11 protein-coding genes and 1 other annotated feature are annotated in these 11886 nt (G+C 55.6%); of the genes, 5 read left to right on the forward strand and 6 right to left on the reverse strand.

All coding sequences use genetic code 11. The features are described 5' to 3' along the window. Positions 1–215 precede the first annotated feature (215 nt). Together QZ305_RS10735 and QZ305_RS10740 are read right to left on the reverse strand one after the other, a co-directional pair. Positions 216–863, reverse strand: coding sequence for an XRE family transcriptional regulator (locus QZ305_RS10735; RefSeq protein ID WP_294731926.1), 648 nt, complete (start codon positions 861–863; stop codon positions 216–218). Between the two features lie 402 nt (positions 864–1265). Continuing rightward, positions 1266–2696 carry a lipopolysaccharide assembly protein LapB gene (locus QZ305_RS10740; RefSeq protein ID WP_294731927.1) on the reverse strand — a complete coding sequence of 477 codons (1431 nt, stop codon included), beginning with the start codon at positions 2694–2696 and terminating at the stop codon, positions 1266–1268. Between the two features lie 49 nt (positions 2697–2745). After that, positions 2746–2936: a binding site (T-box leader), on the forward strand. Between the two features lie 55 nt (positions 2937–2991). Between QZ305_RS10740 and tyrS the strand changes: the two genes are divergently transcribed. From tyrS to QZ305_RS10755, 3 genes are all read left to right on the forward strand, one after another. Then, positions 2992–4224, forward strand: coding sequence for a tyrosine--tRNA ligase (gene tyrS, locus QZ305_RS10745; protein ID WP_294731928.1), 1233 nt, complete (start codon positions 2992–2994; stop codon positions 4222–4224). 188 nt (positions 4225–4412) lie between these two features. Beyond that, positions 4413–5291 carry an XRE family transcriptional regulator gene (locus tag QZ305_RS10750; protein WP_294731929.1) on the forward strand — a complete coding sequence of 293 codons (879 nt, stop codon included), beginning with the start codon at positions 4413–4415 and terminating at the stop codon, positions 5289–5291. A gap of 107 nt (positions 5292–5398) precedes the next feature. After that, positions 5399–5716: a thioredoxin family protein gene (locus QZ305_RS10755; RefSeq protein ID WP_294731931.1), complete on the forward strand. Its 318-nt coding sequence runs from the start codon at positions 5399–5401 to the stop codon at positions 5714–5716. 126 nt (positions 5717–5842) lie between these two features. Here the strand turns inward: QZ305_RS10755 and QZ305_RS10760 are convergent, their stop codons facing one another. The 4 genes from QZ305_RS10760 to QZ305_RS10775 form a co-directional block, all read right to left on the reverse strand. Next, entirely contained in the window at positions 5843–6853 is a 1011-nt protein-coding gene (locus tag QZ305_RS10760; protein ID WP_294731932.1) for a TIGR01212 family radical SAM protein, read from the reverse strand. Positions 6854–6963: 110 nt separating this feature from the next. Continuing rightward, complete coding sequence (locus QZ305_RS10765; protein WP_294731933.1) at positions 6964–7467, reverse strand: hypothetical protein; 504 nt, start codon at positions 7465–7467, stop codon at positions 6964–6966. Positions 7468–7806: 339 nt separating this feature from the next. Beyond that, positions 7807–8820: a 3-deoxy-7-phosphoheptulonate synthase gene (gene aroF / locus QZ305_RS10770; protein WP_294731934.1), complete on the reverse strand. Its 1014-nt coding sequence runs from the start codon at positions 8818–8820 to the stop codon at positions 7807–7809. Between the two features lie 84 nt (positions 8821–8904). Continuing rightward, positions 8905–10167, reverse strand: a complete 1263-nt coding sequence (locus tag QZ305_RS10775; protein ID WP_294731935.1) for a shikimate kinase — start codon at positions 10165–10167, stop codon at positions 8905–8907. A 321-nt stretch (positions 10168–10488) separates the two neighbouring features. Here QZ305_RS10775 and QZ305_RS10780 point away from each other — a divergent pair, with 321 nt between their 5' ends. Beyond that, positions 10489–11184: a type I 3-dehydroquinate dehydratase gene (locus tag QZ305_RS10780; RefSeq protein WP_294731936.1), complete on the forward strand. Its 696-nt coding sequence runs from the start codon at positions 10489–10491 to the stop codon at positions 11182–11184. Positions 11185–11240: 56 nt separating this feature from the next. Further along, positions 11241–11777: a ribosome hibernation-promoting factor, HPF/YfiA family gene (gene raiA / locus QZ305_RS10785; RefSeq protein WP_294731937.1), complete on the forward strand. Its 537-nt coding sequence runs from the start codon at positions 11241–11243 to the stop codon at positions 11775–11777. Positions 11778–11886 lie beyond the last annotated feature (109 nt).

The following is an 11886-nucleotide window of genomic DNA, read 5'->3' on the forward strand; positions in this document are numbered from 1 at the left end:
TACGGTGGTGTGAGAGGGAGGGGCAGCACTAACCTGTTCCTCTCTACTCGATTATATACCGGACAGCCGGGATGCAGCCTGAATGCAGCCGGACAGGCATGGATTTCCGGGAGAAGCATCAAAACCATGCATAAATAGCGCATGGAGACAGTGTATGATGTCTGTGCAGTCAAGAACAGAAAACCGGCTGGGCAGCCGGTCAAAGGAAAGTATGGTCAGGCACCGCGGCGCGTGATGCGTAGCCGGTAGGCCCCGAGAATGCGGAACTCATCATTCTCGGTGATGGGAATCGGATCGTAGGATTCGTTGTCCGAAAGCAGCCAGAATGAGCCGTCCGGCTTCTTTTCCAGACGCTTGCAGTAATAGGCGCCATTCAGACTGAACGCTCCGATCTGTCCGTACCGGACATTTTCGGTCTGTTCAAAAATGATGCAGTCGCCGCTTTCAATGGTGGGCGACATGGAGTTGCCTTCGGCGGGATTGGCGAAGTAGTCCTTGGAGGGCCGCAGCATCCAGTCCGGTGCACCGGTATAGGCCTCAGGCTGTTCGTCAACCCAGAGTCCGGTTCCGCAGGAGATGCAGGAATACACCGGGATAGGCTGGAGCCTGGGGATGGCAAATTCCTCGGAGCTGCTGCGGATTTCCGAGCGGCCCATCATCCAGTCGATGTCTGTATTGAAAAAATCGGCCAGACGAACCAGAATGTTACGCCCGGGCTGCCTCTCTCCGCGTTCAATGTAGGAAATGTAGGCCTTGGAGACCCCCAGTTCCTTTCCCAGGGCGTCCAGTGACATGCCGCGTTCCTTGCGAAGCGACTGGATCCGTTCCCCGACGATGTTGTCCTTCTGCTGTCTGTTTTCCATAACTGAATTATATCAGGACAACTTTCTGTTTACAATCGGAGATTCCGAGTTTATACTGTGAATGTAAACGGACCGTGAACGCATCAGCATACAGTAAACGAATGACTGCGAAGGTCACTCTGATGCATCACGTTCTGTTTCCACTAAGAAAGGCAGGTACCACAAATGAATGATGGACTGAAAGTACAGGAATTTAGGACATATCCCGCAGGCGCGGATCACAGGCAGACTCAACACCTTGTATCTTCTGCGAAAGCCGGGCGGATTTTCGATCTGACCGCTCCATGGTTTGCCGTGGCTGCAACTGCAGTGTCTCTGTGGATCGCCTGCTTTGGTGTCTGAAACGCTGCGGCGTTCACATACAGATTTACAGGGCGGGCTGGCTGCAGACCGCTTCCGCCATCAGGCGCCGTAAGGTGAATCCAGATGCTGTCGGAAATTCTCCAGCCACGCATGCAGCTTGCGGGGACAGCGGGGATTGTCCAGAAGCCAGGAAACCACTGTATGCAGATACAGGGATCCGGAATCATTCTGGCGAAGCCGCGACAGCTCCTGCCTGATGCGGTCTGTCTCTTCCGGACGGGGGTCCAGAAGAAAGAGATTGATCCAGGCGGTGAGGCGGGATCTGCGGGCCAGGAGATCCTCCGGATGACTGCGGATCAGGCTGTCATACAGAGAAGCGGCTTTCCGATAATGAACCGCGGCAGATTCACCGGACACGGCGAGTCTGCCCCGCTCGTTTTCCATATCTGCCATGGCAAGGATATAAAATGATGGCTCTTTTTCCTGAACGGCATCAAATACATCCCAGGCCCGGTCGTACAGCGCGAGTTTCCGGTCAGCCCGGGCATCAGGAAGCACAGAAGCCAGGTAATAGGCACAGCGGGCTGCATGTTCCGGCTTATCCCTGCCTCTGGCGCAAAGATCTTCCTGCAGGTCGAGAGCCTGCTCCAGACAGCGGACAGCCTCTTCGTTTTTCTCTTCATTCATGGCCAGAAGACCTGAAATATACAGCAGCCGGGCCTGGAAATAGGACAACTGAGCCGGAGGCACAGACTGCATCAGTGCTTCTGCTTCCTGGAGCCGCTGATGGGCAGCTTCAAAATTCTCCGCATTACCCAGACAGTTGGCCAGAGAAAGCAGCAGCTCCAGCTCATAGCCGGACAGATCTGTTACTCTGTCATCCCGCTGTTTCTGGAGTCTCATTTCTTTCAGAGCCGAATCATACAGCGCGAGAGCCTCATCCGGTTCTTCCATCTGCTCCCTGGTATCCGCCATGTTGTGAAAAATGAGCATGCGGCGCAGAGGCTGCCAGTTGAAGGGAATGCACAGTTTCACATCCTCCAGTGCCTGTTTGTACAGCCGGAAGGCTTCGCCGGTGTCTTCCTCGAAGGAAGCCAGGTCTGCAGCCAGAATCAGCCAGTCCATGCGCTGAAGGCCCGACAGACTGTCCGGATCCATCTGCTGCAGCAGTCTGCGCCCCTTATGGACCTGGCCGGTTTCGCCATACCAGGCAGCCAGCGCCAGGCCGCAGCCAGGATTGTCTGTTTCCCGGTGCAGTTCTTCAAGAAGCAGACCGGCCTGATGCACTTCGCCGCAGGCAAACAGACATTTGGCCAGTTCCAGACGGGAAGGAACATCCTGGCCGCCCCGTTTCGCGCAGGTCAGGGCCTGTCTGCCCTGAAACAGACCGCGTTTCACTCTCGCTGCCAGCCGGTTCCAGTCCGGATCACTGCCGGACTGCGGTCTGCATGTTTCCAGCATGTCCAGCGCTTTTTCGAAATGCAGCTGATCTGCCTCTGTCTCTATTTTTTGAATTGTCACAGTATTCATAGCTGTATTTTAAATGTTGACAATGGATTGAGACAAACGGTACTATCGGTTCATAGCGTAGAACGGGACCAGTACCCGGAGGGGAATACCTGAAGAGAGCAGCGGTTTGGTGCAACGCTGCGGATTCCGCCGGCGAATACACCCGGGAGCATCCCAGAGGGACGCCTGGCCGGCGTTACAGGCAGAGGGCACGGAGAGTATCCGTGAACGAAGGTGGTACCGCGCGCAAGCGTCCTTTGACAGGACGCTTTTTTTGTCGCAAACCGCCTGTTGGACAACAGAAGGAGCACACATCATGGAACTGTTTGAAGAACTGCAATGGAGAGGGCTGATCAACGATGTCACCAGCCCGGATCTGGAAAACGAAATCAACAACGGGGAACTCACGTTCTACATTGGAACCGACCCCACAGCCGATTCTCTGCACATCGGCCATTACTCCAGTCTGCTCATGGCCAGGCGGCTGCAGAAACACGGACATCACCCCATCATGCTGGTGGGTGGCGCCACCGGGTTCATCGGGGATCCCAAAGCCACCGGTGAGCGAAGCATGCTGACACCGGAGGTCCTTGCGCATAACTACGAAGCTCTGCACCGGCAGATCAGCGATCTGTTCGGTTTCCAGATGGTCAACAACCTGGACTGGACCAAAGACCTGTCCATCATTGATTTCCTCCGGGACTACGGGAAATTCTTCAATGTAACCTACATGCTGAACAAGGAAACTGTCAAAAAGAGACTGGAGTCCGGCATCTCCTACACGGAGTTTTCCTACATGATCCTGCAGTCCCTGGACTTCCTGCACCTGCTGGAGGAATACAACTGCCAGATGCAGATCGGCGGACAGGACCAGTGGGGCAACATCACCTCCGGCCTGGAGCTGATCCGGAAGAAAAAAGGTGCGGATGTGAAAGCCTACGGTCTGACCATGCCGCTGATCACCAAAGCCGACGGGACCAAGTTCGGGAAATCCGAATCCGGAACAGTCTGGCTGGATCCCGAAAAGACCAGTCCCTATGATCTGTACCAGTTCCTGTTCAACACAGAGGATGCCAAAGTGGGCGAGTATCTGAAGAAACTTACCTTCCTGACACCGGAGGAAATCATGGAACTGGAACAACAGCAGGCAGAGGCGCCGCACCTGCGTCCTGCACAGAAAGCTCTGGCTGCGGAAGTGGTACGGGATCTTCACGGGCAGGAGGCGCTGGATACCGCGCTGGCCATCACGGAAGCGCTGTTCCGGGGCAAACTTCAGGAACTGACACCCAAACAGCGCCATCAGGCAGTGGCACCCATGGAAAAAATGGAGACTGCTGCAAATCTCCCCCTGGAAGATGTGCTGGTGCAGACAGGTATTGCCAAGTCAAAGCGTGAAGCCAGGGAATGGACCAAAGGCAATTCCATTGCCATCAACGGCGTCAAGGTCACAGATCCCATGCACATTGTGGGTGCAGATGACATTTATGCAGATGACTGCGTGATCCTGAAAAAAGGAAAGAAAAATCAGTACTGCCTCCACCTGGCATAAAACCGGGAAAGACAGAGATATGAAAACCGGCAGCTGCAAACGCAGAACTGCCGGTTTTTTCAGGAAAATCCAGCCGCAAACCCGAATGTTGCTTTTCGTTGCGTGTCAGAAGCCGGCAGTTGCTGATATAAACAGATAGAGCAGCCCGTGAAATGATCCCGGCTGCCACAAGCAAGGGAGGACTGGCCATGATACAGGACACAATCAGAGAAGCCAGAAAACAGGCGGGTATGTCACAGGAGGAACTGGCACTGCAGATGCATGTGGTCAGACAGACCGTATCCAAATGGGAGCGGGTTCTTTCCGTACCGGACGCTTCCATGATTCCGGAACTCTCCCGGATTCTGCATGTACCGGTGAACCGGCTGCTGGAACTGGATGCGCAGGAAGGTCAGGATCCGGATATGAAAGCCAGTCTGGAGACCGCCCGGGCGAAACTGGAAGAAATGGACCGGGAGCGAAACCGGCAGAAACTCATCACGGGAAGGCGGGAACAGATTCTGTTTCTGGCTTTCCTGAGCCTCATGATTGCCCTGGGGGTCCGCAATGAGATTCTCTCAGCCGCCGGCGTCAGTCTCTGCGCTCTGGTCGGTCTGGTGATCCTGTACAGAAACCTGCCATTGATGACCGGTGCATCTGCAACGTCTCCGGCGCTTTCCGCTTTCAGAACCGTCGCGATATTTTCCATTTTCCTCATCCTTCTGATCACAGCGGGGATCATGGCGACAGAGACAGGATATCTGCAGCTGTCGGTGCAGCAGGAGAATCTGGCAGCCTGGCTGCTGATCACTGTACTGATGGTCTTCTGCGGGTGGATCTGCCCGAAGCTGTCCTGGAACCGGTATGTGGGTCTGCGTCTGCCCTGGACAGTATCCGATCCACAGACCTGGGAGCTGGCCCACCGCATTCTCGGCTGGATTTCACTGCCCTGTGCGGTTTTCTACACCGCCGCAGTCATGACACTGCCGGATTTCGGCGCAGTCTCTGCCACAGCTGTGATTCTGTGGATTGCCGTACCCTCAGTGCTGTCTCTGATTTTCTGGCTGAGAAAATACAGACACCAATAAAGAAGTCCCGTGGCTGCCAGCTGCTGTATTGCGGTCAAACCCGGCGGATTTCCGGATGAATTCCTCTACACTGAGTCTGTAAACATAGATCAATGGAGGTGAAGCATATGCTTACACAAATTGAATCGACAGAACAGTTTGAATCCGCACTCAACGGCTACAGTCCGCTGCTGGTGGAATTCTTTCAGCCCTGGTGCAAATACTGCCAGGCATTTTTCCCCACACTCAAGGAATTTGCCGCTCAGGAGACCATTCCGGTGATTCAGGTCTCCGGTGAGGAATTCCCGCAGATTTTCGATGCCTACGGTGTGGATACATTCCCCACGCTGATCGTGTTCCGCGGCGGACAGCCTTTCGCAAAGCATGTCGGCTCCATGCCGATGCTGGAGCTGCAGAACTGGGTAAACGAAGCCCTGCAGGCATAGCAAAAACATCCCGGAACCGTGAAGGTTTCCGGGATGTTTCGTTTTTCGGGATACTGTCAGGATGCTGAAGGCAGAAAAGACAAAAGCGGACAGGAAGGGAGGAGTCGGGACTGCCACCGGGATGGCTCAGTCGCCGCCATCCTCACCCGCGTAGAGCTTCCCCTGCCAGGAACCCCGCCTGGCCAGTTCCCGGTCCACCGCATTCATCGTCACACGCTTCTTCGCAGTCCAGAGAGGTGCCAGCAGATTCTCCGCCACTCCATCACCGGTGATCCGCTCCACCACCATCTCCCCAGGCAGAAGTTCCAGCTGGTTGCAGACGATCTGCACGTAGTCTTCCATGGACAGAAGCGGGAAGGGGGCTTTCAGATAGCTCTGCCCCAGTGCACTGTCGGAAATCACATGCAGCATGTGGATCTTCACCGCATCCGGATGCATACCGGCTACAAACCGGGCCGTATCCAGCATATCCTCTCTGCTTTCTCCCGGCAGCCCGTTGATGATGTGCAGACAGGTGCGGATCCCGCTGCCTGCCAGCTGTTTCATGCAGGCTGCCAGGCAGGCTGTGCCATGCCCCCGGTTCATTCTGACCATCGTGGAATCCTTCGCGCTTTGCAGCCCCAGCTCCACCCACACAGGCTTGATCCGGTTCATCTCTGCCAGCCACCGGATCTTGTCTCCGTCCAGGCAGTCCGGACGGGTGGCAATGGAGACCTCCGCTGCATCCTCCCAGGCAAATACCGGCCCCAGCACCTGCTGCAGCACCGGCAGCGGCGCATAGGTGTTGGAATACGACTGAAAGTAGGCGATTCCGTCCGCATCCGGCCACTTCTGCCGGGCCCGCTCCAGACCGGCTTCAAACTGCATCCGCAGATCTTCTCCGGAATGCAGAATCGTATCTCCGGAACCGCGGGAAGAACAGAAGGCACACCCGCCGTATCCTCTGGTTCCATCCCGGTTGGGACAGGTAAATCCCGCATCCAGAGGAATCTTCGCCAGTTTGTGACCATAGGCTTTCTTCAGATGATAGGAATAGGTGTGATACCGCTTGTTGGTATCCGAATAGGGAAACGGACTCAGGCCCGCCGCTGTCCCATCCGGTTTTCCGGTTTTCATCTTCTTCAAATCAGCATCCATGGTTTCTCCTTTCAAGTAAAACAGACTGGTGCAGTAAACTGCCTTTGCATCATACAGGATAGTTTCGCCACGGAGAGCCGGATTTGCGGACCTCATCGGCTGTCGCTTCTTCAGCGTTGCTGAGCATGACCCTCCTCTTTCTGTGCCAGCTGCCGCCGATGCTGGAGATGGATCCCGATGTGCCCGATCCCCAGGATCAAAGCTGCTCCCTGCAGCCAGAGCAGGTGACTGTAAAGACCCAGAAAAAACGCTGCAATCACCGGAAGTGTAGCCCCGGGTACCGGAATTCCCAGCAGGCTGCCGTAGAAATCCTCCAGTCTGCCAGGACTGCGAAAATACCGGATCCACCAGATTTCATACAGAATCATCAGTACAAAGGCGGCCATCAGCCACCAGACATCCACAGACCATCCATGCAGATTCAGGTCTGTGAACGTCAGCAGACAGAAGGTCACCAGCACTTCACCGACCCGTTCCAGTATTCTCAGGACCCGGTTTTCGTCCGCCGAAGAGTATCCGGCGGGCTTTTTCTTCGCCCAAAACAGATTGGGAACCATCAGCATCACCAGAAAGATGAATCCCACCCAGGAAAAACCAAAGTGTCCCATTTCCATTTTCAAACTCCTTTTATGAACCCGGATCTGACTGCAGTGCGGTCAGGCATTTCTCGCTCAGATTCGATTCCACCCAGTATAGACATACAGGAACCCAAAGCGCAAACCGGTAACGGGAATCCATCCATCGCTTCTCCCGCCGGCTTTTACGGATACCCATGGAATCTCACCAGCTGCATCAGGAAGCTGCCGCCAGCAAATCACGCAAAAAAGAGGTCTCCTTTTCTGAAGAGACCTCTGTAAAGCTCATTGTGGTGGTCCTGTCATTGACAGTTGCTCTGTCCATCATCGGTAACTGCTCTGTCCACCATCGGCCATTGCCTGGACATCAGCAAGCCCCTACAGACTGCGGCCGATGACCTCCGCGATCTTCCGGCCTTTTTCCACCAGGGCTGCATAGTTCTCCGGCTTCAGGGACTGCGCCCCGTCCGACAGGGCATTCTGGGGATCGCAGTGCACCTCGATGATCAGACCATCGGCTCCTGCCGCAATCGCCGCCAGGGAGACAGCCTCCACCAGCTTCCAGTCTCCCGTGGCGTGGGACGGATCGATCACGATCGGCAGATGTGTGCGCTCCTTGATGATCGGGATCACCGACAGATCCAGGGTGTTCCGGGTGAACTTCTCGAAGGTCCGGATCCCGCGCTCGCAGAAAACCACATTGGGGTTGCCCTCGGACATGATGTATTCCGCCGCCATGATCCATTCCTCGATCGTATTCGCCAGCCCCCGTTTCAGCAGCACCGGTTTCTTCGTCCGGCCCACGGCCTTCAGCAGATCGAAATTCTGCATGTTCCGGGCACCAATCTGAATCACATCCACATGCTCCACAAATTCATCCAGCTTGTCGGCGGACATCAGCTCCGTCACCACTGGCAGCCCTGTTTCGCGGCGGGCTTCATCCAGCAGCAGGATTCCTTCCGTGCCCAGTCCCTGGAACGCATAGGGAGACGTCCGGGGTTTGTAGGCACCGCCCCGCAGCATATCCGCGCCGGCTTCCTTCACAGCACTGGCCGCAGACAGAATGGAATCCCGGTTTTCCACCGCGCAGGGGCCCGCCATCATGATGACTTTATTGCCCCCGATCTTCAGACCGTTCACATCCACCACCGTATCCTCCGGATGGAACATCCGGTTCGCCAGTTTGTAAGGCTGCGCCACACGCTGCACCTCGTAGACAATGGGGTTGGCAAGCAGCGAGCGGTCGTCAATGACAGAAGTATCGCCCACCACGCCAAAGACATCGTAGTTTTCCCCCACGATCTTGGTGGTCTTCAGTCCCTTCTTTTCCAGGTTTTCAATCAGCCGGGAGACCTCTGCCTCCGGTGCGGTTTTCTTCAGTGTGATAATCATGATCATCGGTTCCTTTCTGTTTATCCGTTTGTATCCATCGGGTGTGTTTCCCTGTGATGCGCCCGATCCGGTTCACCACCGGTTTTATTCCTGTGATGCCGATGCCTGCCGGGGCGTATATCCCAGTTTCGTGCACAGGACTTCCAGCGCTTCTTCCGGGGCATTGTCGTTTGGCAGGATGAGATCGGCCCAGTCTTCATAGACCGGTGCCCGTCTGGCATACAGCTGGTCAAAGCCGTGTTTCAGCATCGGCCGGGCGGGGTCTTCCTGCACCATCAGAGCCGGATCCCGTTTCAGCCACACCAGAATGCCGTTTGACCGGAGCAGATCCCGGTTCTCCGGCCGTTCGATCACGCCGCCGCCGCAGGCGATCACCTGGCCTGTGTGCAGGGACGCCCGCCGGACCTGGGCGGTTTCCCGGCGGCGGAAGCCTTCTTCCTGCTCCTGTTCAAAGATGGCGGCAACCGGCATGCCCGCTTCCTGTTCCACCGCCGCATCCAGGTCCACAAAGGGTCTGCCCAGTCTGTCCGCCAGCATTCTGCCCAGGGTGGATTTGCCGCAGGAGGACATGCCAATCAGGACGATGTTCTGCTGCTGCAGCTGCAGTTCACGGAGCACATCGGCAGCTGCCTGGGGTGGCAGGGAGACATCGAAGAACAGCTCGTGAGCCTTGACCGCCTGAGTCACCAGCATCCGAAGGCCGTTGTCATGGGGGATGTTCAGGGATTCAGCCTGCAGCAGCAGGCGGGTCTTCATGGGGTTGTAGACCAGATCGAACACGAATTCCAGCTGTGTGAAGCCCCGAAGATCCAGTGCCTGTCCCTCTATGGCCGGGCTCATGCCTGCGGGTGTGGCGTTGATTACCAGGGCTGCTTCCGGATGCAGACGGAGCGCATCCTGGGGCAGGATGCAGTCTGGTGCCGGTTTGCGGTAGACGATCACCGGATGTCCCCCCAGTGCCTGGACCACGGCTTTGACCGCCGTGGCTGCACCGCCTTTGCCCAGGATCAGAACGGTTCTGCCCGCCACATGTACACCGGCGTGTTCCAGTGTGGCCTGGATTCCGGCGCAGTCCGTGTTGAAACCCGTCAGCCGGCCGTTCCGGTTTGTGACACAGTTCACCGCGCCAGCCTGACGGGCCAGGGAAGAGACTTCGTCACAGGCCGCCAGGGCTGTCTTTTTATAAGGGATGGTGACGTTGATCCCGGAAAAAGCGCGGTTCCGGAAAAACGCATCCACCTGATCCGGGGGAATCTCCTGCAGCTGGTATCCTTCGTTTCCAAGGGCATTGTGGATCTGTTTCGAGAACGAATGCCCCAGATGTTCACCAATCAGTCCGAATTCCATTTCGTTGTCAGCCTCCTTTGTGTGATATCGGTACAGCATCTGATAAAAAAGGCATTCCCATGCAGAATGCCTTTTGAAAAAACGCCTGAACAAAACCACCGGACCATGCCGATGTTTTCAGGCGTCACATAAATCGAAAATACTGAAACGTGTTCATGCAGTCAGTCTACTGAATTTGAAAATGAGTTTCAAGTCCTGATTTCAGCTTTCATAAATTTACAGTCCATGACAGTCCTTTCTGCAGGCTCGGGTACAGACAGCCACCGGAATCCGTTGCATGAACCGGTTGAAAACAGCAGAAGAATGGGATGTAATGAGACCATGATTGCGATTATTCCTTTGTTTGCGGACAGCACCTCTGAATTTCACGACACCTTCCGGCAGGCTGTGGCTTCTGACTGTGACTGGATCGAGCTGCGGCTGGACCGGATGCTGGCGGCCAGGACAGAAGCGGAGGTTCTGCAGCTTCTTTTGTCTCTGGACCCCGGCGGCAAAACTCTCCTGTACACGCTGCGCACCGATAGGGAAGGGGGAGAAGCGGCGGTTTCCGACAGGGAGTATCACCGGATCCTCCGGTCTCTTTCCGGACTGCCGGGGCTGGTGGACGTGGAACTGTCCCGGATCGGACCGGATACACCGCTGGACTCTGTCACCGATCCTGGCAGAACCATTCTTTCCTTTCATGACTTTCACGAAACACCCGCTGATCTGGACAGGATCTGGCAGTCCATGGAAGCCTGGCATCCGTATATGCAGAAAATTGCGGTGATGCCGCAGGCAGAAAACGATGTGAACCGGCTGCTGGAAAGCTGCAGAGACCACCGGACGGCTTCCGGGAAAATCGCCATCGCCATGGGCGAAACGGGCACCATTTCCCGCCTGTGGGGGGACCGGTGGAGCAGTGCCGCCACGTTCTGCACGCTGAAAGAAAGCAGCGCTCCAGGCCAGCTTTCCCTGGCGGAATGGCTTGTCAAGCGCTCCGGAAAAGATGGCCTGAAATCCGGCAGAGACTGTTAATCGAAGATAAATAATAACAGCGATGATATAATGAGAACACCAAGGAGGTATCTCATATGAAAGTGAATATCACCGGAAAAAACATCACTGTGACACAGGCCATTGCGGACAAGATCAACAAAAAGCTGGCCATTCTCAACAAGTACTTCATCATTGACGACGAAGATACAGCCAGTGTCCTGATCCGCACCTATCCCGACAAACAGAAGATCGAGGTCACCATTCCCACAAAATTTGCAATCCTGCGGACGGAAGTGGCAGATGACGATCTGTACAAAGCCATTGACCGGGCCATTGACAAGCTGGAAGATCAGATCCGGCGTCAGAAAACCCGGATTGAAAAGAAAAAGAATCATTCGCCTCTCTCGGAAGCCTTCATTGATGTGGAGCTCTACGAAGATGCGCCCGCGGATGAAGATGAACTGGTTCGGACCAAATCCATCGTGCCGGCTTTCATGAGCCTGGACGATGCCATTGCGAAAATGGAACTTCTGGATCATGACTTCTTCATCTACACCGATGATGAAACCCGGAAGATTGCCGTGGTTTACCGCAGACGGGAAGGCGGATACGGCCTGATCGAAACCGAGTGAGCCGGACCGGCACAGCCTGAATCAGCACAGATTGCCGCGGACAGCAGTCCGCGGCTTTTCAGTGTACCGGGCATGGTGCACTTCTAGCTGGTGAAAGTCCAGCCACGAT

It is taken from the genome of uncultured Faecalibaculum sp. (assembly GCF_910588395.1).
Taxonomy (GTDB): Bacteria; Bacillota_I; Bacilli_A; order Erysipelotrichales; family Erysipelotrichaceae; genus Faecalibaculum.